The 25013-nt window shown below is 39.8% G+C and carries 19 protein-coding genes and 1 pseudogene; 18 read left to right on the forward strand and 2 right to left on the reverse strand.

Translation table 11 applies throughout. The annotated features are described in order from the left end of the window. Positions 1 to 27: 27 nt before the first annotated feature. From nirB to D9K81_RS05305, 18 genes and pseudogenes are all read left to right on the forward strand, one after another. The gene (nirB, locus tag D9K81_RS05220; RefSeq protein WP_198488397.1) at positions 28 to 2574 is read left to right on the forward strand and encodes a nitrite reductase large subunit NirB; all 2547 of its coding nucleotides are present in this window, start codon (positions 28 to 30) and stop codon (positions 2572 to 2574) included. 20 nt (positions 2575 to 2594) lie between these two features. Further along, positions 2595 to 4205 carry a nitrite reductase small subunit NirD gene (gene nirD / locus D9K81_RS05225; RefSeq protein ID WP_120374118.1) on the forward strand — a complete coding sequence of 537 codons (1611 nt, stop codon included), beginning with the start codon at positions 2595 to 2597 and terminating at the stop codon, positions 4203 to 4205. Positions 4206 to 4500: 295 nt separating this feature from the next. Beyond that, complete coding sequence (locus D9K81_RS05230; protein WP_120374119.1) at positions 4501 to 7287, forward strand: nitrate reductase; 2787 nt, start codon at positions 4501 to 4503, stop codon at positions 7285 to 7287. Continuing rightward, positions 7284 to 7910: a molybdenum cofactor guanylyltransferase gene (mobA, locus tag D9K81_RS05235; protein WP_120374120.1), complete on the forward strand. Its 627-nt coding sequence runs from the start codon at positions 7284 to 7286 to the stop codon at positions 7908 to 7910. Before D9K81_RS05230 ends, mobA begins: the two co-directional genes overlap by 4 nt. A 332-nt stretch (positions 7911 to 8242) precedes the next feature. Beyond that, a complete protein-coding gene (gene moaA / locus D9K81_RS05240; protein ID WP_120374121.1) occupies positions 8243 to 9268 on the forward strand; it encodes a GTP 3',8-cyclase MoaA in 1026 nt (341 codons plus the stop codon). A gap of 4 nt (positions 9269 to 9272) precedes the next feature. After that, positions 9273 to 9524, forward strand: coding sequence for a MoaD/ThiS family protein (locus D9K81_RS05245; protein WP_120374122.1), 252 nt, complete (start codon positions 9273 to 9275; stop codon positions 9522 to 9524). A gap of 2 nt (positions 9525 to 9526) precedes the next feature. After that, entirely contained in the window at positions 9527 to 10078 is a 552-nt protein-coding gene (locus tag D9K81_RS05250; RefSeq protein ID WP_120374123.1) for a molybdenum cofactor biosynthesis protein MoaE, read from the forward strand. Positions 10079 to 10125: 47 nt separating this feature from the next. Further along, positions 10126 to 11049: a bifunctional molybdenum cofactor biosynthesis protein MoaC/MoaB gene (moaCB, locus tag D9K81_RS05255; RefSeq protein ID WP_120374124.1), complete on the forward strand. Its 924-nt coding sequence runs from the start codon at positions 10126 to 10128 to the stop codon at positions 11047 to 11049. Next, positions 11046 to 12287: a molybdopterin molybdotransferase MoeA gene (locus tag D9K81_RS05260; protein WP_120374125.1), complete on the forward strand. Its 1242-nt coding sequence runs from the start codon at positions 11046 to 11048 to the stop codon at positions 12285 to 12287. Before moaCB ends, D9K81_RS05260 begins: the two co-directional genes overlap by 4 nt. Positions 12288 to 12342: 55 nt before the next feature. Beyond that, positions 12343 to 13098, forward strand: a complete 756-nt coding sequence (modA, locus tag D9K81_RS05265; RefSeq protein WP_120374126.1) for a molybdate ABC transporter substrate-binding protein — start codon at positions 12343 to 12345, stop codon at positions 13096 to 13098. A 17-nt stretch (positions 13099 to 13115) separates the two neighbouring features. Then, positions 13116 to 13814, forward strand: a complete 699-nt coding sequence (modB, locus tag D9K81_RS05270) for a molybdate ABC transporter permease subunit (RefSeq protein ID WP_120374127.1) — start codon at positions 13116 to 13118, stop codon at positions 13812 to 13814. After that, complete coding sequence (locus D9K81_RS05275) at positions 13801 to 14436, forward strand: ATP-binding cassette domain-containing protein (protein WP_120374128.1); 636 nt, start codon at positions 13801 to 13803, stop codon at positions 14434 to 14436. Before modB ends, D9K81_RS05275 begins: the two co-directional genes overlap by 14 nt. A 213-nt stretch (positions 14437 to 14649) precedes the next feature. Further along, positions 14650 to 16818 (forward strand): TonB-dependent receptor, encoded by a 2169-nt coding sequence (locus D9K81_RS05280; protein ID WP_120374129.1) that lies wholly within the window; start codon positions 14650 to 14652, stop codon positions 16816 to 16818. Positions 16819 to 16857: 39 nt separating this feature from the next. Further along, positions 16858 to 16986: pseudogene (locus tag D9K81_RS05285) on the forward strand (aldehyde dehydrogenase family protein); the annotation flags it as partial. A 214-nt stretch (positions 16987 to 17200) separates the two neighbouring features. Beyond that, complete coding sequence (locus tag D9K81_RS05290; protein ID WP_198488395.1) at positions 17201 to 17629, forward strand: cation efflux protein, CzcI-like; 429 nt, start codon at positions 17201 to 17203, stop codon at positions 17627 to 17629. 47 nt (positions 17630 to 17676) lie between these two features. Then, positions 17677 to 18999, forward strand: coding sequence for a TolC family protein (locus tag D9K81_RS05295; RefSeq protein WP_120374131.1), 1323 nt, complete (start codon positions 17677 to 17679; stop codon positions 18997 to 18999). A 13-nt stretch (positions 19000 to 19012) separates the two neighbouring features. After that, entirely contained in the window at positions 19013 to 20242 is a 1230-nt protein-coding gene (locus D9K81_RS05300) for an efflux RND transporter periplasmic adaptor subunit (protein ID WP_120374132.1), read from the forward strand. Continuing rightward, positions 20232 to 23390, forward strand: coding sequence for an efflux RND transporter permease subunit (locus D9K81_RS05305; protein ID WP_120374133.1), 3159 nt, complete (start codon positions 20232 to 20234; stop codon positions 23388 to 23390). Before D9K81_RS05300 ends, D9K81_RS05305 begins: the two co-directional genes overlap by 11 nt. Positions 23391 to 23483: 93 nt before the next feature. Here the strand turns inward: D9K81_RS05305 and D9K81_RS05310 are convergent, their stop codons facing one another. Both D9K81_RS05310 and D9K81_RS05315 read right to left on the reverse strand, forming a co-directional pair. Next, positions 23484 to 24182, reverse strand: a complete 699-nt coding sequence (locus D9K81_RS05310) for a DUF1826 domain-containing protein (RefSeq protein ID WP_120374134.1) — start codon at positions 24180 to 24182, stop codon at positions 23484 to 23486. Between the two features lie 127 nt (positions 24183 to 24309). Next, on the reverse strand, positions 24310 to 24552 hold the full coding sequence (locus D9K81_RS05315; RefSeq protein ID WP_120374135.1) for a VF530 family protein: 243 nt from the start codon (positions 24550 to 24552) through the stop codon (positions 24310 to 24312). Positions 24553 to 25013: the final 461 nt, after the last annotated feature.

Here is a 25013-nt window from a genome sequence, read left to right on the forward strand (position 1 = left end):
CAAATAAAAAAATTGCGGAGAAAGAATATGAAAATCATCATGATTGGTCATGGCATGGTTGGCCACAAGTTTATCGAGTCTGTACTAGAACACGCAGGTGATGAGGTCGAAATCACAATTTTGGCAGAAGAGCCACGCTTAGCCTATGACCGTGTACATTTAACAGAATACTTTAGTGGGAAATCCGCCAAAGATTTAACGCTGTGCCGTAGCGACTTTGCCGATGCACACGGCATAGATTTACGTTTAAATACTAAAGCCGTGGAAATTGATCAACGTCATAAAACAGTGAAGACCAATCACGGTGATATTCTTTACTTTGACAAGCTCGTGTTGGCAACTGGCTCTTATGCATTTGTACCCCCCATTCCTGGCAATGAACGAGAAAATTGTTTTGTTTACCGTACCATTGACGATTTAGATGCGATTCGTGCTGCGAGTTTAAGTGCTAAAACAGGTGTAGTCATCGGTGGTGGCTTACTCGGTTTAGAAGCAGCCAAAGCACTACGAGACTTAAGCTTAGAAACCCATGTCGTTGAGTTTGCGCCACGTTTGATGGCGGTGCAAATTGATGATTTAGGTGGCAAAGTTTTACGTACAAAAATTGAAAATCTTGGGGTAAAAGTTCATACCCAAAAAGCAACTTCTTGTATTGAAGCTGGTTTAAATACTAAACATGTTATGAAATTTGCTGATGGCTCAGCGTTGGAAACTGACATCATTTTATTTTCAGCAGGCATTCGCCCACGTGATGAATTGGCACGTCAGAGTGGTTTATCGATTGGAGAACGTGGTGGCATCAGCATCAATGATTATTGCCAAACCTCTCATCCAGATATCTATGCCATTGGAGAATGCGCACTTTGGCAAAACAAAATATTTGGTTTAGTCGCACCAGGTTATGACATGGCACGCATTGCAGCTAAACACGTTATGGCGCAAAGTTGCACAGAATTTATGGGTGCTGATATGAGCACCAAGTTAAAACTGATGGGTGTTGATGTTGCATCTGTAGGTGATGCACATGCGATGACACCTAATGCCTTAAGTTATTTTTATGCTGATGAAGCTGCTCAAATCTATAAAAAAATTGTGGTGAATAGCGACAAAACTAAGCTATTGGGTGCAGTCTTGGTTGGGTGTGCAAAAGAATATAATGATCTACTGCAAATGATGCTCAATGGCTTAGAGGTTCCAGAAAGCCCCGAAAGCCTCATTATGCCAGGCTATGTACAATCAGCAGGTAAATCTGGGGGGAGTGGAGTCGATCTACTGCCAGATAGTGCAACCATTTGCTCATGTAACAACGTTTCTAAAGCAGATATTTGCACAGCAATTGCAGATGGGGCGACTTCTTTAGGTGCACTTAAAAAATGTACAAAAGCAGCAACAGCTTGTGGAGGTTGTGCACCTTTAGTCACTCAAGTGCTTAAATCAGAATTACAACGTCAAGGCGTAACTGTCAATAACCATATTTGTGAACACTTTGCTTATTCACGCCAAGAGCTATATCACTTGGTTCGCGTTAATGAAATCAAAACTTTTGATGATTTGATTCAACAACATGGGCACGGTTTAGGCTGTGATATCTGTAAACCAACTGTAGCCAATATTTTGGCCTCTTGCTGGAATGATTTTGTATTAAAACCGAGTCATGCAGGCCTACAAGACAGTAATGACTATTATCTCGGAAATATTCAAAAAGATGGCTCGTACTCAGTTGTACCACGTATGGCTGGTGGTGAAGTAACGCCTGACGGTTTAATTGCAGTGGGTCAAATTGCCAAAGAATATGGACTATATACCAAACTCACAGGTGGTCAGCGTGTCGATATGTTTGGGGCACAAGTGCATCAATTGCCTGAAATTTGGGAAAAATTAATTGCTGCTGGTTTTGAGTCGGGTCACGCCTACGGTAAATCATTACGTACAGTTAAATCTTGCGTTGGTAGTACGTGGTGTCGTTATGGTGTAGATGATTCTGTCGGCTTAGCCATTTTTCTTGAAAACCGCTACAAAGGTTTGCGCTCACCACACAAGCTTAAAATGGCAGTTTCTGGGTGTACTCGTGAATGTGCAGAGGCGCAAAGTAAAGACGTAGGCGTAATTGCCACCGAAAAAGGCTGGAACTTGTATGTATGCGGTAATGGCGGTATGAAACCGCGTCATGCAGAGCTTTTAGCATCGGACTTAGATACGCAAACACTGATCAAATATATTGACCGTTTCTTTATGTTTTACATTCAAACAGCAGACCGTTTACAACGGACATCCGTCTGGCGTGACAACATGGAAGGTGGCCTAGATTATCTTAAAGATGTGGTAGTAAATGATTCACTTGGTATTGCCATAGAACTTGAGCGCCGTATGAGCCATGTGGTAGGGACATATCAAGATGAATGGCGTAGCGCAGTCGAAGATCCAGAAGTGCGTAAACGTTTTGTCACTTTTGTGAATGCAAAAGCCGAACAGCAAAATGATCCGCATATTCAATTTGCATCCGTGCGTGGTCAAATTCGTCCAAAAAATGAATTGGAACGTGATGCAAACCGAATTCCAGTAGTTGAAGCTTAAACAGAATAAGGACAATAAAGATGACGATTTTAAAAGACATGAATGAGCTGGACTGGGTTGAAATCTGTGCTTTAGATGACATTACGCCAAATACAGGAGTTGGCGCGCTGATTGAAAATCAGCAAATTGCTATTTTTCGCGTGGGGGAAGAAAAGCGGGTTTATGCACTGAGCAATCAAGATCCGTTTAGCCAAGCCTATGTGATGTCACGCGGGATTATTGGCGATTTACAAGGTGAGCGGGTTGTCGCATCACCTATTTACAAACAGCATTTTAGCCTTGCGACTGGGCGTTGCCTAGAAGATAAAAACCACAAACTCTTGGTTTTTCCAAGCAAAATTGAAAATGGTCGAGTACTGATCAGTCCGACAGCACAGAAAACCTATATTACCAATAATGCGCCATCCTCTGAGCTAATGAAATTGGTTTTGGTGGGCAACGGTTTAGCAGGTATGCGTTGCTTAGAAGATTTACTAGACATGGCACCTGAACGCTATGAAATTACCGTCATTGGTGAAGAACCGTGGGGCAATTACAACCGCATTATGCTTTCCCCTGTATTGTCTGGCGATAAAACCATTGAAGACATCATGTTGCACTCACATGCTTGGTATCAAGATAAAAATATCCGTTTTGTTGCTGGCGATGCAGCTGTTCGCATAGACCGTCCACGTAAACAGGTATACACAGCAAAAGGCGTAGTAATTGATTATGACCGCCTGATTTTAGCTACCGGCTCGAAACCCTTTATTCCGCCAATTTCAGGCGCAGACTTAAAAGGTGTGCTGAGTTTTCGTGATATTTATGATGTCAACAGCATGCTGGACTATTGTAAATCTAAGAAAAATGCGGTGGTGATTGGCGGTGGATTATTAGGTCTAGAGGCTGCATACGGTCTTAAACAACGAGGCATGAATGTCACGGTTTTGCATTTGATGGATCGTATTATGGACCGCCAACTGGATAAAAAAGCCAGTCTGATGTTAAAAAATGCGATTGAGCAAAAAGGCATCACAATTTTAACAGGAGCCAATACCCAAGAATTGATTGGCGAAGATGGTCATGTGAAACAACTTCGTTTGCAAGATGGCACTGTTTTAGATGCTGATCTTGTCGTTTTTGCCGTTGGTATTCGGCCCAATATTGCACTGGCACAAAGTGCAGGCCTACGCTGTGGTCATGGCGTAATGGTCAACGATACCATGCAAACATTTGATCCGAGTATATATGCTGTGGGCGAATGTATTGAACACCGTAATCAAACCTTCGGTCTTGTTGAACCGCTTTGGGGACAGGCTTTCATTTGTGCATCGCATTTGGCGGAACATGGCAGTTTGACCTTTAAAGCCCCGACAGTGCCTACCCAGTTAAAAGTCAGTGGCTGTGATGTTTTTTCTGCGGGTAATTTTGAACCACAAGATGATTTTGAAGACATTATTTTAAATGATGAAAAACGTCAGATTTATAAACGCATTATTATTCAAAAAGACAGAGTAATAGGTGCGGTGCTATTTGGTGATACAGAAGATGGCGCTTGGTATGCAGAATTAATTTCAGATCAAACATCTATTTCGACTATTCGAAACAAACTACTGTTTGGTAAAGATTTTGCATTAAAAAAAGCAGGCTAAAAATAATGAAAGTTTTAATGTAAAAAACATGATACGCGGAAATGTCATCCACAACGGTTCAAGACAGCACAAATATTGATAAATATGCTTATGCAATCAATAAGTTAGAACACATGAGTGAACGAGTTTTGTGTATGAAATGGTTTTACCTACTTTTCCAGAAAGAAAAGTAGGCCGAACTGAAGGTTAATGATGGCAAATCAAGCGTCTTAAAAAGCCCCGCGAAGAACACGACGCAGAAGTATTTTAGATGAATCGAATTGAAAAGGTTCAGAGTATAAGGAGCATAGCAGACGTGAATAGTATTCCAATAGTGGAACTGCATAGCTCCACAGAAAATGAAATAAAAACCACACAAACGACCTGCCCATATTGCGGCGTAGGTTGCGGTGTCAGTGCAACAGTTGAATATACAGCCACAGGGCAAAAAGTTTCTGTCACTGGAGACGTAAATCATCCTTCTAATTATGGGAGATTATGTATTAAGGGGAGTAATTTAGCCGATACGCTGGGTTTAGAAACTCGTGTATTAGAGCCAATGCTGGGTCGTCAAACATTGGGGACGCGACAGGCTACTGATTGGAATACAGCAACAACCTTGATCGCAGACAAATTTCAGCAATGTATAGATCAATACGGACGCGACAGTATTGCCTTTTACGTGTCTGGGCAACTGTTAACAGAAGATTACTATGCGGTGAATAAATTCGTAAAAGGCTATTTAGGCACAGCCAATATAGATACCAACTCACGCCTTTGCATGTCGTCTGCCGTGGCTGCGCACAAGCGTGCTTTTGGTGAAGATTTGGTTCCAGCCAGTTATGAAGACTTTGAACATGCCGAAATGGTGGTCTTAGTTGGCTCCAATACTGCATGGTGCCATCCTGTGCTATATCAGCGCATTATGAAAGCCAAAGAAGATCGTGATGTGTTTGTGGTGGTCATTGATCCGCGTTTTACCAGTACCTGTGAAACAGCAGATTTGCACTTACCTATTTTACCCGGCCAAGATGTCGCACTTTTTAATGGTTTATTGCAGTACCTTGTCAAAAATAACTATAGTGATTTAGATTTTATAGCGAATTATACAGAAGGTCTGGTTCAAGCATTAGAGCAAACTGAAACCGAAGCTTCTATCACGGCGGTTTCCCAGCGAACGGGTATTTCCTTAGAAAAATTGCAGCAGTTTTTTGAAAAATTTTCTCAAACTCAAAAAGTTATGACGCTATTTTCTATGGGGGTTAATCAGTCTTCACAAGGCGTAGATAAAGCCAACAGTATTATTAACTGCCATTTGTTGACCGGAAAAATAGGAAAATTAGGCGCAGCGCCATTTTCTATGACAGGTCAACCCAATGCAATGGGTGGCCGTGAGGTAGGTGGTTTAGCCAATATGTTGGCAGCACACTTAGATTTAGACAACACTGCACATCAAGCTTTAGTGCAAGGCTTCTGGCAAAGTCCATACATTGCCAATCAAGCAGGATTGAAAGCAGTCGATCTTTTTCAGGCTGTAGAAAGTGGAAAAATTAAAGCCATTTGGATTATGGCCACTAATCCTGTTGTAAGCTTGCCCGATGCAGATCAAGTCAAACGTGCCTTAGAAAAGTGTGAATTTGTTGTAGTCTCTGATATTTGTAAGGACACTGATACAACAGTGTATGCAGATGTACTTTTACCAGCATTAGGTTGGGGTGAAAAAGACGGTACAGTGACCAATTCTGAGCGCCGTATATCACGCCAAACTGCATTTTTAGATGCACCAGCAGGAGCAAAAGCAGATTGGTGGTCTATTACTCAAGTGGCACAAAAGATGGGCTACGCAGGTTTTGACTATAGCAATAGCTATGACATATTTATCGAACATGCGAAATTATCTGCCTATCAAAATATACCTTTAGATCAACGTGATTCAGCTCAGCATTTTCGCTACTTTAACTTGCAGGGCTTATGCGAGTTAAGTTTAAAAGATTACAACAATTTAGCGCCAACACAGTGGCCAGTCTGGCAACAAGGCCAAACAGCTGATGTTGTTAGCCGTTTATTTTCTAATGGACAATTCAGCCATGCAAGCGCAAAAGCTAAATTCATCGCTACAGTAGCAAAAAATCCTATAAATAGAGTCTCTGCTGAATATCCACTGATTTTAAATACAGGCCGTATACGTGACCAATGGCACACCATGAGCCGTACAGGATTATCTGCAAATTTAAGTACCCATCGGGCCGAACCTTACTGCGAAATTCATCCACAAGATGCGCTTAAGTTTGGTATCAAAGATGGTGAGCTGATGGAGGTTAAATCGAAATGGGGCGGATGTATTTTACGTGCTAACCTGAGTAACAATATTCGTCGCGGTCAGATTTTTGCACCTATTCATTGGAATGATCAAGTGGCATCGGATGCACGTATTGGTAAATTGGTAAACCCTGTAGTGGATGCAATTTCGGGCGAGCCTGAATTTAAACATACGCCAGTATGTATACAACCATTTTATACCCAATGGCAAGGCGTGCTGTATGTGCGAGAGGGATTTGAGCACCTCGTTCAAGTCAGCGTTCAAAATATGGTCTGGTGGACCAAAATAAAAACTGCAAAAGCCGTGCGCTATGAATTGGCAGACCGCAAAACACTGAGTGCTACAGTGCAACATATTAAGGCACTTTTACCGTTTACTGATGAAAATTATGAATGGTTAAACCTTGAAGATCCGACTGCTCACCTCAGCCATCATGTAATTTTAAAAGATGGACTACTTATTGCTAGTCTTTATATCGCACCCAAAGTTTTATTGCCTGATCGTGATTGGGTTTCAGGCTTATTTAAGCGTAAACGTTTAAGTGCATTGCACCGTAAAGCACTTCTTGCAGGTTCAGCAATCTCTTCGAGTAATAGTGAAGGGCCTTTGGTGTGTAGCTGTTTTAAGGTTGGTAAAAACCGCATTGTTGCAACCATTAAAGAGAAAAAATTGAGCCACGAAAAACAAGTCACTGCTTGTTTAAAAGCGGGCGGAAATTGTGGTTCGTGTTTAGCAGAAATTCGTGGGCTGATTAAGTCCTGTCAAACGGAGTATGCAGAATGAAAAAGAAAATATTTAAACAAGTGACTTATTCTCAAACTGATTTAGTTATTTTGGCTGGTGGTCAAGCTCGCCGTATGAATGGCATCAATAAACTCTTACATAAATTTGATGATGACATTCAATTAATCAAAATTCATCAACATTTAAAAAGTCGCGTTGCGCAGGTTTGGGTCAACAGCCACCGTGATTATTCGATTTATAAACGTATTATTCCTTCAATTCAGTTTTTTAAGGATGATGAAGCTGGGTTTCATGGGCCATTAATGGGAATGAAAAGCGCATGGTCACACGTACAGGCTGACTATGTATTATTTGTGCCGTGTGATGTGACTTATATCCCTAAAAAAGTGATTTCACGTTTACATCAAGCTATACAACGCGATCCTTTATGTGAGGTGGCTGTTGTTGAAATTAACGGTAAAGCACTTTTCCCTTTTTGCCTTTTAAAGCGCAGTAGTCTGCCTAAAATTTGCATGCATTTAGAACAAAATCAACGCAGTTTAAAGCACTGTTTTGCAGAAATGCACATGCAATTGGCACGTTTTAAAAATCATGCACTATTTTTTCACAGTATTAATTCATTTGACGAATTACAACAACATCAACAACTGAGTTTCTTATAAATCTGCAATGATCAGCTCAAAGCTATGCCCATTTTATGTGCGGTGAATAAATGGCTCATTAGATGATGTTGGTATTTGGTCCCATGAATAAACCAAAGCGAATAATGCAAGGTTAAAAATCATGTGGAGATAGTTTTGGATTACAACAACATATCAAGGATTAGATCTTAAGATTATGTTTTTAAAAATAAAAATATTTTTACGTGATTTTAAAACCCTTAACTTAAAGTTGGAACGCTTTTTGCTAAATTTTGCTAGATATATTGCAAGAAAATAGAGCAACTCGAATGAGCTGTTCACATATAGCGCAATGAGTGCAATGGATTAGACCCATGAATAGCATAACAAAATTACACGCGAAGCCGTTCCAAGATCAATTTGGTCGACACAAGCGAAAGTTACGCATATCGATAACAGATCGGTGTAATTTTAAATGCGTATATTGCATGCCAGAGCATCCTGAATGGATGCATAAACATAATTTACTTAGCTTTGAAGCTTTATATGCATTTTGCAAATTTATGGTGCAACGTGGCATTGAGCAAATTCGCATTACAGGCGGTGAACCGCTCATGCGTCAAGGTGTGGTTCATTTTGTGCAACAACTAAAAACCTTAAAAGTTTTGGGTTTAAAACGTATATCTATGACCACGAATGGTCACTACTTAAAGCATTATGCACATGCATTGCAAGAAGCAGGCTTAGATGATCTCAATATTAGTTTAGATAGCTTAGATGAACAGCAATTTCAGCAATTAACCCAAAGGAAACTTGGCCCTGTACTTGAAGGGATAGCCGAAGCCCAAAAAGCGGGCTTAAAGCTCAAAATAAATACTGTGCTGATGCAAAGCCTTAATGAAAATCAAATCATTCCTTTAGTGCAATGGGCGACCCAAGAGCAAATTGAATTACGCTTTATTGAGTTTATGCCTTTAGATGGCGATCAAAAATGGACACAACAAGAAGTTGTTTCTGAACAGTACATTTTAGACAGTTTAAGTCGCCAATTTGAAGTACAGCGTGTAGACGGACACGGTACGCAACCAGCTCGCCAATATCGAGTTAACGGTCAAATCATCGGGATTATTTCTACGATTACGCATTCATTTTGTGGTCGCTGTGATCGTTTAAGACTGAATGCTCAAGGCGAATTTTATAATTGTTTGTTTTCCTTAAACGGGCTGAACTTAAAGCAAGATATAGAGACTTTAAGTTCTGATCCGCAACAAGTTGACATACTTCTAAATAGTAAACTGACTTCTTATATTTGGCAAAAAGAACAAGGTTTTCATAGCTTAATGATAAAAAAACCACAAAGTAATGTTCGTAAAATCAGCATGCACATGATTGGAGGCTAAGTCAATGAAAAGCATAAATATCCGTATAGAGGCCTTTGGTGCAATTGAAAAACAACTCCCACAGGAGCTCGATTTTTACTGTGAACCGAATGCAACTGTGGCAGAAATATTGGAATTAATTGTAAAGGCATACCCGCAATCTGAACACATGCTAGAACGCTGTGCTTGTGCCATGGGTGAAGACATCATCTCCAGGCATCATCATTTAACCCAAAATAGTACCGTTGTGCTGTTGTCACCTGTTGCTGGAGGCTAGTCATGATGCTTAAAGATTTTTCACGCATACAAAATACATTATTTAGCCAAGCACTATTTGACCCGATTCATGCATTTCCAGAGTGTGGCGGTATAGGCGTATTTATTGGCACTGTACGTAATCACCATGAAGGTAAGGCAGTTAAGGCCTTGAAATATACAGCCTATGCTCCAGTTGCTGAGAAAATGATTCGCCAAATTGAACGAGAAATTCAAGGTAAATACGGCGTGTCTTATGTACGGGTGGTTCACCGTATTGGTGCTTTAGATGTGGGGGATACCGCCATTATTGCACTGTCCTACGCGACACATAGACGCGAAGCGTTTCAAGCTTGTGAAGAAGCAGTAGAGCGTGTAAAGCATGAAGTTCCTGTGTGGAAAGAAGAATTCTACATGGACGGCAGTAGCCAATACGTAGAAGGTTGCTGTATTCGTACAGACCATGAGCCTAAGTCACATTCTTTACATCGCACCCATGATCATCATGAAAGCCACTTGAGCTTATATACAGAAGAAAAAAACAACATGCCTGTTTTTTATCAATGGCCTTTATAAGTTTTAACCAACTTAAATACATTTAAAAATAAGATAAAGGAGATGCAATGAAAAATGTCGGGATGAAGGCTGAAAGCTATCGCACAGCAATCGCCACAGGGATACTTTACGCACCAGCACATTGCATTGAATTACTCAGAAATGGTAATACCGAAAAAGGTGATGCACTTAAAACAGCACGTATTGCAGGTATTTTAGGGGCAAAGCGAACAGATGAACTCATTCCTTTATGTCATCCATTACCAATATATCGTGCAGATATTGAATACGAACTTCGTGATACTCAAGTGGAAATTATTGCGACAGTCGAAACCATTGGCCCAACAGGGGTAGAAATGGAAGCTCTCACTGCTGTGAGTCTAGCAGGTTTAACGTTATACGACATGCTAAAACCGCATTGTGAACCGGAAGATTTATGTCTAGATCAAGTCAAACTACAGAAGAAAAAAGGTGGCAAATCTCACTTTAGCCGTGTACTTAAAGAATCTGTTGCTACTTCTATAATTGTGCTTTCAGATACCGTTGCTTCAGGAAAAAAACCAGATACGGCGGGACAGAATGTTTTAGAGATCTTAGAAGAAGCGAATTTTGGTCCGATTGCATATCAGGTTCTTCCAGATGACCCAAAACAACTTTTAGCTTTAATTGAGCAACAAAAAAATCAATTTGCATTCATTTTAACAGTGGGTGGCACAGGTTTAGGGCCAAAAGATTTAACCGTTGAAACTCTTCAACCGCTGTTACATCGTGAAATACCCGGCCTAATGGAAGCTTCGCGTAGTTTTGGCCAAAAACGTACGCCTTATGCCGCACTCAGTCGAGGCGTTGCGGGCTATATCGATCAAAGTTTAGTCATCACCTTACCCGGAAGCCGTCAGGGTGCTCAAGAGTCTTTAATTGCCATACTGCCAGCTTTAGTTCATTTATTTGATGTGCAAAAAAATATCCCTCATGTAGGAGGGTATCAATGAATCAATATGTCGAGCATTCAGGCTGTGGTGCAGAAGCTGATTTAATTTCAGTTGATCAGGCTTTGTCGCTTATTTTAGAAAAAGTACAGAGTTTGGATACTGAAACGGTGGCTTTATCAAAGGCTTTAAACCGCTTTCTAGCAGATGATGTGTATTCATCAATTAATTTGCCAATGTTTTCGCAAAGTGCTGTAGATGGTTATGCCATCGTAGCAACAGGTCATATTAGCGCTCAAACACAATTTGAATTGGTGGGTGAGCTACGTGCAGGCCAATCGACTGATATTTGTCTAACAGAAGGTCAAGCTGTACGTATATTTACGGGTGCGGCCATTCCACAAAACACCACAACTGTGGCTCGCCAAGAAATAGTTCAGTCGATTGAAAATAAGATATTAATACGCCAAGACTTGGCAATACACATCGATATTCGAGATGCTGGAGAAGAAGTAGCATCTGGACAACAACTTGCACAGCACGGCCAACAGCTAAGTATCGGTGCAATTGCAGCTTTAAGCATGGCAGGAGTTAAAGTTGTTAAGGTGTACCGTTATCCACGTATAGCTGTAGTGATTACGGGTGATGAAGTTGCATCGCAAGCGAGTGATCTTACGACAGGCCAAATCTTTGATGCTAACGCACCATTGATACAAGCATGGTTTGAAGCACGTCAGCAAAAGGTCAGTATTTTTCATGTTGCAGATCATGAAGACGCACTAACAGAATTATTTCATCAGCTCAAAGATGAGTATGACCTAATTATTAGCACAGGTGGCGTTTCTGTCGGTGATTATGACCTTATACGTCCTGTAGCGCTTAAAGTGGGTTTTGAGCAAATATTTTGGAAAATAAAACAAAAACCAGGTAAACCCATGTTGTTTGCTCAATATCGTAATCTTAATTCACATCATTGTTGCTTATTGGGTTTGCCAGGCAACCCTGCAGCTGTCTATGTAGGCATGCAAATTTATACATCCACATTACTCAATGCACTTCAAAATCAACGTCAGATGCCAAATTGGTTCAGTGGAAAAATGACCCATACGCTAAAACCCGATGCACGCGAACGCTTTTTACGGATGTCGGCACAATTTGATCAGGGTGAACTTCAGTTACAAAGCTTAAGTAAACAACAATCACACATGCTAACAAATCTTATGCAGGCCAATTGTTTGGTACGTGTGCCTGCCAATGAGAGCATACAGATTGGGCAATGCCTCACTGGAATCTTTATTTAAGCTCCAAGGCTTTATCACTATTAGTGTTCATGATTCAATCGACTAGGAATTACAAATGCGCCTACTTTCTACTTTCATACTTGGGTTATGTGTGTTGTCCAATACCACACACGCTGAAACTATTAAAATATATGCTGCTGCAAGTTTAAGTAATGCCATTACAGACATTGCTACACAGTATCAAGCTAAGCACAGTGGCGTAAAAATTGTCCCAGTGTTTGGGGCATCTTCAGCTTTGGCCAAGCAAATTGAAGCAGGCGCTCCAAGTGATCTATATTTTTCTGCAGATCAAGATTGGATGAACTATTTACGCAAACAACAAAAAATCCAGCCGAACTCAGTTAAGACTTTACTGTCTAATGATTTGGTACTGATTGGCCCACGCACAAGTACACTCAAAATCAAAACGACACCTGAATTTGCATTTGCTCAGTCATTTCAAGGCCACTTATGTACGGGCCAAATGGAATCTGTGCCAGTGGGCAAATATGCAAAGCAGAGTTTAATCAAGTTAAATTGGTTAAATAGTCTTTCTGGCAGAATTGTCGCAACAGATGATGTACGGTCGGCTTTGGCATTTGTTGAGCGTGGAGAATGTTCGGTAGGTATTGTCTATCGTACGGATGCTCTGATTAGCAAAAAAGTTAAAGTTGTTGGTGTATTTCCTGCAAATAGTCATCACCCAATTGAATATCCAATCGCATTAACGCTACAAGGTGCGCAAAACAAAGATGCTGTGGCGTTCTATCATTATTTAAAAGAGCAATCCGTGGCAAAAAATATATTTAAACAATATGGTTTTAAACTCTAAAGTTTAGGGTGAGTTCCATGCTAAGTCCTGAAGAGCTAAGCGCGTTGTACTTATCTGCCAAGGTAGCCATTTGCGCCACGCTTCTGTGCTTACCATTTGCTATTGCCTTAGCTTGGGTGCTTGCTCGGCATGACTTTTATTGCAAATTTTTAGTAGAAGCATTATTGCAATTACCTATGGTTTTACCACCTGTAGTATTGGGTTATATGCTTTTAATTCTTTTGGGTGCTCAGGGCTGGATAGGAAAAGTACTTCAGTATTGGGGTATTCAGTTGGTATTTAATTGGAAAGGGGCTGTCTTAGCCTCCATGATAGTCGCTTTTCCCTTAATCGTGCAGCCTATTCGTCTATCCTTTCAAATGATTAATCAAGAATTAGAACAAGTTGCAGGTTCTTTGGGGGCAAATCCAAGACAAGTATTTCGAAGCATCAGTTTAGCTTTGGCATTACCGGGAATTTTGATTGGTAGCATTTTAGGATTTAGCCGTAGTTTAGGTGAGTTTGGTGCCACGATTACCTTTGTGGGCAATATTCCAGATGAAACACGCACCATACCTATTGCTATTTATTCGCTTATTCAACAGCCCGATGGTGAACAAGCTGCACTACGTTTAGTGGTGCTGTCCATTTGTATTGCTATGCTGGCCTTAATTGCAAATTATTATATTTTACAAAGCTATCAGCGAAAGCTAGGAGGGAAGCATGCTTCGATGTAACTTCAATTTCCAATATGCAGACTTTCAGCTACATGCCCAAATCGACATGCAAGCGCAACTGCTGGGCATTATGGGAGCTTCAGGCAGTGGGAAATCAACTTTTTTAAAAAATATTGTCGGTTTATTACAACCTCAAGATGGTTTTATCGCCTTAAATGAACAATTACTAGATGATGCGCAGAGCAAGTTACATGTACCCATGCATCAACGCCGTATTGGGTTGATTTTTCAAAAAGCTTGCCTCTTTCCGCATTTAAATGTGATGCAAAATTTACGATATGCCTTACGCTTTCAAAATGAAGCCTTGGGCAGATTTAGCTTTGATGAAGTTGTTGATCTTTTGCAATTAAAGGCCTTACTAAAGCGCCGTTCACATCAGTTGTCTGGTGGAGAAGCACAGCGTGTTTCAATTGGACGTGCACTATTGTCATCACCAGATTTACTCCTGCTAGATGAGCCTTTAACGGGTTTAGACAGTCAATTAAAAGAGCAAATTTTACCATTTTTAAAAGATATTAAAGCTCATACACAATTACCCATGATTTATGTCACGCACCATTTAGAAGAACTTCGATATTTGGATGCACAGGTGATGTATATGGCAAATGGAAAAATAACTTAAGCGCCATCATGATTTAAAAGGGAAGAGTCCGTATGGATTTTCTCCCCATTTCACCCAAATTGCCTAATTAATCTTTTTTTATGAATGAACTTGGTGAGGTGTATAAAAATTCGTACTGTTGACCGAAAATGTACTTGTTATGCGCCATAAAATTGTCAATACTCACGCCGTAAATTTCAGTCTTAAAAACCCTGTTTAAGGTTAGGTCACACTGTGAAAGCGCATCCTTTTTCATTATCTCAATTACAACAAGCATTACTGGCCGTTGGCGCAATTTCAGGTTTTGGACTTGTTTCGACACTTACCCATGCAAATGAAGAAGCACCACAGCAGTTAGATACCATTCACATTAGTGCTTCGAGCACAGAAGAAAGCAAAGAAAAAATAAATTTAATGGGTTTTAATCAATCGAATCTCATCAATATACCTGCATCGATTAGCCAGATAAATGCCGAAACTATGGCAGATCAACAAGCTAAAACACTTGCAGATGTGGTGAAAAATGATGCTACCGTGGGTGAAGGTTATGCTCCAATTGGTTATTACGCTAATTTTGTCATGCGCGGTTTTTATCTGAACCTTGGCTCAAGCTATTTACTCAATGGTCATTTGCTTCGAGGCGAACAAAATATTGCACTTGAAAATAAACAACAAGTTGAAATATTAAAGGGTATTAGTGCCATACAAAGTGGCATGTCTACACCGGGTGGTGTAATTAACTATGTGACAAAACGTCCTGAGCATGTTCGTGCACTAAGTATGGATGTAGACAGCTATGGCGGACATCGTGTTGCTGCCGACATGGGGGATATATTCGGTGAAGAACAACAATTTGGTTATCGCTTAAATATTGCCAAAGAACAAATACATCCGAATGTTGAACACGCTATTGGCCAACGTTTATTTGCTTCATTAGCATTGGACTGGAATATTTCAGACCGTTCAAAACTGGAATTTGATGTTGAATCACAACATCAGCGTCAACGATCCGTACCAGGCTACCAACTGTTAAACAATAGCACTGTACCCAGTGACGTAAGCTGGGATCATTTACTGGGCTATCAGAGCTGGAGTAATCCGGTGACCAATACCAGTTTGAACAGTAGCTTAAAATATAGCTATCAAATTAATGATTTGTGGTCAGCTTATGCATCAGCATCACAAAGCCGTACTGTCGTAGATGATTATTCAGCATTTCCATGGGGCTGTTATGACGCAATATGTCAAAATACAGGCTTAGGAAATACCTTTGATCCTAATGGCAATTATGATCTTTACGACTACCGAAACCCAAATGATGGGTATCTCACAAATCAATTTAAAACTGGCTTAAATGGACAATTTGCAACAGGGACTTGGCAACATCACTTAAATTTAGAGTTGTCACATAGCTATAAAAGACATGCCCAATATGATGCTGTTAATGAATGGATAGGAACAGGTAATATTTATCAAGACAATATCGATCTTGCACCTACCCAAGTTGCACTGGGTAATCATTATAAATCTTTAGACAGCAACCAAACTGCGTTAAATATTTCTGATCTCATTGATTTAAATGCAGAATGGTCAGTACTTGTGGGTGGAAAACTTCTTCATTTAAATGAACAAGCATTTGATGCAACACAAACCCAATTACGTGACACAGATATTCACCGCTTTCTACCTCAATTAGCAGTTATGTACCAACCTTGGCAGGGTGCAAACATTTATGCATCTTATGCCAAAGGTCTAAGTGATGGTGGTCAAGCCCCTTGGTTTGCTAATAATGCGTTTGAAACATTAGCCCCAATCAATTCCACACAATATGAGTTAGGTATAAAGCAACAGTGGCAATCTTTACAGTTGAGTGCAGCATTATTTGATTTAAAGCAAGATCATCAATATACCAATACGGCTTTGGATTTTGTGAATCAAGGTGAGCAACATAATATTGGGCTAGAACTGGGTCTACAAGGGAATGTTTCACCCAATTTAGAGCTGGCATCCAGTGTTGCGCTTACCCGTGCACGCTTAAAAGGCACAGATGCTTTTGAAAACGAAGGGCATCAAGCGCAAAATGTACCTAAATTACGTTTGTCACAGTATTTGACCTATACAGTTGCACAAGTTGAAGGCCTCAAACTTTTGGCTGGCATGCAATATAGCGACCGTAAAAATGCCAATAAACTGGGCAATGTATCTGTGCCAAGTTATACCTTATTTGACCTAGGTGCGAACTATCAATTTAAAGCCAATGGTCTTGAAAACACAGTACGTTTTAAGGTTGATAATCTTTTGAATAAAAAATACTGGCGTGATGCTGGGGCTTATTTTGGCGATGATTATTTATTTTTGGGTACACCTCGCACCGCGCAGTTATCTTGGACTGTGAATTTTTAACATCGTGCTTTGGCATATTACAGAAGCACTGGAATATGGAATGAAGGCCTCATTTCCACTGAAGTCGCACCTTTTGGTGGTATTAAAGAGTCAGGAAATGGTCGCGAAGGTTCTAAATACGGTATTGAAGACTACTTAGAAATTAAATATATGTGTATTGGTATTTAAACCGCTATATCGTATGAAATAAGGATCATCAGATCCTTATTTCAAGTATTGATTTTATTTACGTTAATTCTAAAACAGTGTTAAGTTGGCCAGTGCTTAGGTACATCACTTTGCCCTTGAATAGGATATGCAAATAATATAAATGATACGAAAACCTTGACCTTGGACTTAGTCTAAGCTTTATAATTGTTAAAATTTTATTGATTAATTCAATATGCGTTCTACAACATGGATAACAGTCTTGGTCGGATTGTTCATGTTCCAAAGTCTTTGGAACGTGGCAGCGGCTTTCTGTGTTCATGAAGAACCAGCTCAAGTGCAACAAAGCTATCATTTTGGGCATCATCAAAATACCTTATGCGTTAGCAGTGAAAGTCATTCACAGCATTCAAATCACGACGTATCAGAATCTGTCTCCAAACAATTCAAAGACACCGTGAACAATCTGCAAATCGGTGAAGATCATCAAGATCATTTGCCGTCTATGACGCATTTGATTGTGCAGAATCAGCAATCTATTCATTTAGTTCCACATCAGACCATTGAGTATTCACCAAAATTTGATTGGAAGAATCTCTATCAAGCGCCTGATTTGCTAACTCAAACACCGCCTCCTGTCTTTTCCCCGCTAATGGCGGGGTAGCCTAAAAAATTCCCGCCACTTTTTTTAATAAATGAGTGGGAAAAATCATGTCTTCATATTTTACGGCGTTTAGACGTCTTGGCTTAGCTGTCGGTATTACGATGGCTTTACAAAGTGCTTTTGCAGAAAATGTCAGTAGTTTTGAGTCTGCATTAGCTAAAGTGCAAAGCTATCAAGCCCAAACTGACATTTGGCAACAACAACAGCAAATATCTGACTTCAATATAAAACAAAGTGGGCTTTGGCAAAATCCAAGCCTCTCTGTAGAGCAAAATGGCTTTGGCACTAATCAAGATCAAGAACTGAGTATTGGGATCAGCCAGCCACTGGATATATTTGGTCAGCGTAAAATCAATCAAGCATTAGCAAATACCTCTGCACAGCAACTACAGTTGCAACAACAACTCTGGAATGCACAAAGCCAACTTATTGTAAAATTTGCATGGTCACAGCTGGCAATTGCTCAAAATGAGCAATCTGTTTATGCCACGCAATTAAAACTTAGCAAAGCGAATTTGGACAGCGCACAAAAACGATATCAGGCAGGCAGTATTGCCTTAGTGGATGTGGAACGTGCTGAAATTGAAACTTTAGACATTCAGCGCATATATCAGCAAGCAGTGCTAAAACAACAAACTGCTACTCGCCAGCTTTCAAATTTATGGGGCGAAACTGCTGCACAAATAAAGCTAGACAATACGGTCACCCCTTGGCCAGAACAAAGTCAAAGTCTGGTTCAGCGTAATTTATCCGAAGATTGGCTAAAAAAATTGTATGCCTTGAATATACAGCAAGCGAATCAGCAAATTGAGCATTTAAAAGTACAGAAGCGCTCAAATCCCACCTTAAATGTAGGTATGACCAGAACCAAATCACCAACGGAAGCCAATGACACTGCTTTAGTTTTAGGTGTTGATATTCCAATGAATATTTTTAATCGTCAGCAATACGCTATTCCAATGGCGCAAAAGCAACAAATTTTACTGAATCAACAACAACAGCTTCAATTAAAACAGCAAATTTTAGATATTGCGAACCATATTCATCAGCTTAAAGGACTACGGGCACAATTTAATGCTACAAGCAACCAAATTGGTTTAGCTGAAAAAGTCCAAAACAGAACCTTACAAGGGTTTCAAGCTGGAAAATTTTCCATTACCGAGGTTCAGCAAACGACCAAGCAGTTGCAAGACTTACGTTTAAGTCAAATGCAGGTTTTGGCGCAAGCTTGGCAGAGTGCCTTGAGTGCTGAAGCACTGAGTATTGGCACAAGTTATGAAGAAATCAGTCGTTCAGATGCTTATAGTCAGTTAAATAAAAAAGCTGTAGAGGCATCGCAAAATTTAATTAGCACCGTATCTGGTCAATAAGGCAGTCAATCAAATGAACATAAAACAAGATGGAAAAATATCACAGCCTTTAATCATTGCGATGTTGATTGGCTTAACACTCATCATTTGTACTGCAATTTGGTTTAGTCAAAATAAAGCGACTGCGGATAATGAGCATGAAGAAGAAAACACAGATGCTAAGGATAAGAGTCAGCAAACTGAAACAGAACATACCGAAGAAGGTGAGCTTCAACTCACAGCACAGCAAATGGCTGAACAAGGGATAAAAGTTGCAACTGTAGAACATGGTTTGGTCGAAAATATTGTTAATTTACCCGGTAAATTAGCAGTAAATACGGATCAACAAGCACATATATCTCCCAACTTTAGTGGGCATGTTGAGCAAGTCAGTGTTACTTTAGGTCAGAGCGTGCAAAAAGGACAAACCTTAGCTGTGCTTTCTGTACCTGAATTAATTGATCAGCAAGCCAATTTACGTATGTCAGAAGCCAATTTAAATTTGGCTCGTCAAGATTATCAACGGGAACAAAAGCTATGGTCGCAAGGAATTTCAGCCAAGCAGGATTTACAGCGTGCTGAAAATGCTTATCGCCAAGCTCAAATTAGTGTGCAGTCTACACAATCACGGTTACAAGCTTTAGGGGCAAGTGGCAGTCAAAACGGACGCTTTATTATTCGAGCACCTATCTCTGGTGTCATTAGTCAAAAAGATATTGTTGTCGGTGAAAATGTACAATTAGCAGATCAGTTATTTACCATTGAACAGCTAAAAGATTTGTGGCTGGAATTTAATTTGCCTCATCAATATTCCGCACAATTACAAACGGGTCAAAACGTTTCATTTAAAGTGAATGGTTCAGATCAGATTTATAACGCCAACGTACAAAGTCTCACTTCGCAGGCAGATCTGCAAACTGGCCGATTGGTGGTACGCGCTAAATTAAAACAGCAATCTGCTGAATTACGCCCAAATGTGATGGTGAATGTGTTGCTGGCAGAATCAGGTACTAAAAAAGCTTTGCGCGTGCAAAAGTCTGCCTTACAAAGCATAGAAGGGCAAGACAGTGTATTTGTTATTGAGTCTGAGCAAAAAGGCCAAGTTCATTTAAAAGCACAGCCTGTAAAACGTGGACAAACTTCAAGTGATGGTCAATGGTTGGAAGTTGTTTCAGGTATTCAAGTTGGTCAGAAATATATTTCTCAAGGCAGTTTTTTACTGAAATCTGAACTGGAAAAAGACGAGGCCGGCCATGAACATTGATCATCAAGAAAATACAAATAAAGAGTTACCAAAGCCTCAAGGTCTATTCGAACGTATTATTCAATTTTCTATACAAAACGCAATCTGGGTAATGCTTTTTGTCTGTACATGGATCGCTGTTGGAGTTTATAGCTACCAAAAATTGCCAATTGATGCCGTGCCAGATATTACCAATACCCAAGTGCAAATTAATACACAAGCCAATGGCTTTACAGCACTTGAAGTTGAGCAGCGGATTACTTATCCCATTGAAAATGCGATGGCAGGTATTCCAGATTTGGAACTGACGCGTTCGATCTCCCGTTATGGTTTATCGCAAGTGACCATTGTGTTTAAAGATGGTACCGATATTTATTGGGCACGTCAGCAAATTAACCAGCGGGTACAAGAAGTTCAGTCGGCATTGCCAGCACAGGTTGCTCCAACGATGTCACCTGTTTCGACAGGTTTGGGTGAAATTTATCAATGGGTGCTTAAAGCAGAACCCAACGCTCGTAAATCCAATGGCACAGCGTATAGCGCCATGGATTTACGTGAAATTCAAGATTGGATTGTTCGCCCGCAATTACAACGTGTTCAGGGAGTTGCTGAAGTCAACAGCATTGGCGGGTTTAACAAAACTTATGTGGTTTCGCCTGATTTAAACCGTATGCAACAGCTGAATTTGTCCTTAGCGCAATTGCAGCAAGCGCTTACGGAAAATAATGAAAACCGTGGTGCTGGATTTATTGAAGAAAACGGTCAACAGCTCACAGTTCGTGTGCCTGGAACACTAAATACCATTTCAGACATTGAAAACACCATGATTGACAGCCCCAATGGCAGTCCAATTCGGGTGGGGGATGTCGCACAAGTTTCTATTGGACATGATCTGCGAACAGGAGGCGCAACCTATAATGGAGAAGAAACGGTCTTAGGCATTGCCATGATGGCAATGGGTCAAAATAGCCGAAGCGTGTCTAAATCTGTCGATGCTAAGATTAAAGACATTCAAGCCAGTCTGCCCAAAGGTGTAAAAATTGAAACGGTTTATGACCGTACAACTTTAGTTGAGAAAGCAATTAAAACCGTCCAAAAAAATTTAGTTGAAGGCGCGATTCTGGTCATCATCATTTTGTTTATCTTTTTGGGTAATATTCGGGCTGCTCTCATTACCGCTTGTGTCATACCACTGTCGATGCTGTTTACTTTAACAGGGATGGCAGAAAAAAATATCAGCGCAAACTTAATGAGTTTAGGTGCATTGGATTTCGGTATTATTGTTGATGGTGCCGTGGTGATTGTAGAAAACTGTATCCGCCGTTTGGCGCATGCACAGCAAGTTTTAAAACGACCCTTAACTCAAAACGAGCGCTTTAAAGAAGTCTTTTTGGCCGCACGTCAGGCACGGCGTCCGCTTATTTTTGGTCAGCTCATTATTTTGGTGGTGTATTTACCTATTTTTGCTTTAAGCGGTGTAGAAGCAAAAATGTTCCATCCAATGGCGCTCACCGTTGTATTGGCATTGGTCGCAGCCATTATTCTTTCTATTACATTTGTACCTGCTGCTGTAGCACTTTGGGTGAAAGGAGATATTAAAGAAACTGAAAGTCGCTGGATGATTTGGCTGAAAAAGAATTATCTTAAAATTTTAAACACAGCTTATGCATACAAAACTGTTGTACTCACTTTTGCACTGTGTTTATTGCTCACAACAGGATTTTTAACAACGAAAATAGGCAGTGAATTTGCGCCACAACTCAGCGAAGGTGACTTTGCTGTTCAGTTAATGCGTTCACCAAGTACTGGACTAGAAGAGTCTTTAAGAATACAAGAAAATGCTGAAAAATTGTTGCTGAAAAAATTTCCTGAGATTAAAGCTGTATTTGCCCGCACAGGTACAGCTGAAGTGGCCACAGATGTTATGCCACCGAATATTTCAGACGGTTATATTATGCTCAAACCGCGTAATGAATGGCCAAATCCAAAGCAAAGTCTTGATGAGTTACGTAGCCGTATTGTGGCTTATGTTGCGACTATTCCGGGTAATAACAGCGAATTTTCCCAACCAATTGAACTACGTTTTAATGAGTTAATCTCAGGTGTACGTAGCGATGTAGGCGTGAAAATTTTTGGCGATGATATGCAGGTATTAAATACAGAAGCCACTAAAATTGCCAAAATAATCCAGCAAGTTTCTGGCAGTAGCGCCGTAAAAGTTGAACAAACTTCGGGGCTACCGTTATTAAATATTGAGATTAACAAGGCTTTGGCTGCACAATATGGCTTAAGCGTTAGATCAATTCAGGATGCTGTTGCCACAAGTATAGGTGGACAAAGCGTTGGAGAAATTTTAGAAGGTGATCGACGTTTTGATTTTGTCATTCGTTTAAATGATCAAGACCGCAATGTAGCAACTATTTCGCAGTTGCCTTTAACATTACCCAATGGAGGCAGTATTGTACTGTCAGATGTTGCAGTCGTATCTAATGTAGAGGGCATTAATCAGGTGAGTCGTGAAAATGGTAAACGCCGTATTGTGGTGACTGCCAATGTTGAAGGTCGTGATTTAGGCTCATTTGTATCTGATCTGCAGACACAGCTTAAACAGTATTCTTTACCAAGTGGTTATTGGATTGAATATGGTGGTCAATTTGAAAACCTCGCATCCGCCAAAGCCCGTATGCAAATTGTTATTCCTTTGGCATTGATCACTATATTTATCTTATTGATGGCCGTTTTTCATAATGTTAAAGAAAGCCTAATGGTGTTCACAGGCGTACCGTTTGCTTTAACGGGTGGTGTGCTATTTCTTTGGCTTAGAGATATTCCACTTTCAATGTCTGCTGGTATTGGATTTATTGCACTATCAGGCGTCGCCGTATTAAATGGGCTGGTTATGTTAACCTTTATTAAAGAGCTTAAAAGCCAATATCCATTACATGAAGCGGTATGGCAGGGCGCTATACTTCGTTTACGTCCCGTACTCATGACTGCTTGTGTAGCCTCTTTAGGGTTTGTGCCTATGGCTTTGGCAACTGGTACGGGTGCAGAAGTGCAACGGCCTTTAGCGACTGTTGTTATTGGTGGAATTATCTCTTCTACCTTACTCACACTGGTATTGCTACCTGTTTTATATCGCTGGCTAGGTACAGTTAAATCGAAATAATTTTGGTTGAACTTCCAATCATACGATACATTCTACACATCGAATGAATCGTATGGTTGATTAGTGAATGGGCTAAATTAAATACTTTCAGAATTAGCAAATCAGCATTAAGCGATATTCACCAGCATTTTCAACAGGTGCTCGGTGCACACAAGGTAGAACTTTCTGTGTTGGGTGATCGACTGCTAAACGCCACAGATGGCTATTGCCTAAATTTACAGGTACTGCATTTTCTTCAAGTTGGTAATGCAAATCAAAAAAATATTCCGCTAAAAAATCATCAAATTGTGAGATAGGACCATCATAGAGCGCTTTTAACTGCTCACGTATTTCTGGAATTAAAATCTTTTGCTGGACTTGATTATTCGGCACAATATCGCTTGAAGCACCATAATATGTGCATAAAAAGGTATCAGTTGCGATGGGCGAACGATCGACATGAAAGGAATAAACATCTGTTGAGATAAAATCTAATTCATCATCTCGTTCGTAACATTTAATTAAATTAAGAGAAGGTGAAGCACCAAATTCCGTCAATTGTTGCATGTCATTTAAAATAACATCTCTGGCTAAATTTCCTTGTGCTGAAAGATTTAAGTCCTTCAAATCTTCCGTAGAAACTTCGGTTATATTTTCAATAAGTTCTAATTTTTCAGCTATTTCTTTAAAGTCGCCCTGTAAATTCCGATGCCAACATAAAGCATTCATTTCGCCTTTGAAATTGCAATGACTAAGGTCGAAAAATGTAGATACCACACCAACTTGAGGATATTGGGAAAAAGGATTGGTCATAATGAGGATCAAAATAAATCTAAAGCGATGATACAGCGCACAAGGCAAAGCGAAAAAAATTTAGCAACTTCATTTTTAAACAGAAACTGCCAAGTATTAGATATAACAGATGATTAGAAACTGGATTTTAATCATTACGATTTTGTTTGGCTTTTTGGCGTAAAATATATAAGTACAAGCTTTCTACTTTTTCACGCGCCCATGGAGTAGTACGTAAGAATCGCAATGAAGATTTAACACTTGGATCTATACAAAAACATCTAATTTCAATTTTACGACTTAGGCCTTCAAAGCCACCGTAGTAATCCAATAATTCATCCAAAATGTCAGCAAGTTTTTTTCCGTGTAAAGGGTCATTAGAGGCATTCATAATAGATCAATCATATTTTGGGAGGCCGTGATTATAACCTGAGCAAGTTGAAAAATGAGAGTGACTATCTAAACCTAATCAATATAAAGCATTACAACTAATTTAAAGTTAAATTTTCCCTAAAGCTTTTTTAAGTTAATTCTAACCATTATTGGCTTTGTTATTGCAAATGACATGTGAATAGGCTACTTACATGATATCTTATTTAACATAATATACATTATACGAAATAGTGTATTTCAGGCTAGCAAATAGATTCATCATATTTATTGCTCTATATAATACTTAACTTGTGCTTAGCACTAACATTGTATGTATACAATCCTCAAAGTATTAATTCTTGCTCCAGCATTTGGGTTTTCAATATTTCTTCATTCAGGAACACTCAATTGAATTCCATAAAAATTTTCGTACTTTCTTTTAATGTGCTGAACCTCTGTTTTTAAAAATGAATAGTTTCT

Source organism: Acinetobacter chengduensis (assembly GCF_003664645.1).
In the GTDB taxonomy this organism is placed as follows: domain Bacteria; phylum Pseudomonadota; class Gammaproteobacteria; order Pseudomonadales; family Moraxellaceae; genus Acinetobacter; species Acinetobacter chengduensis.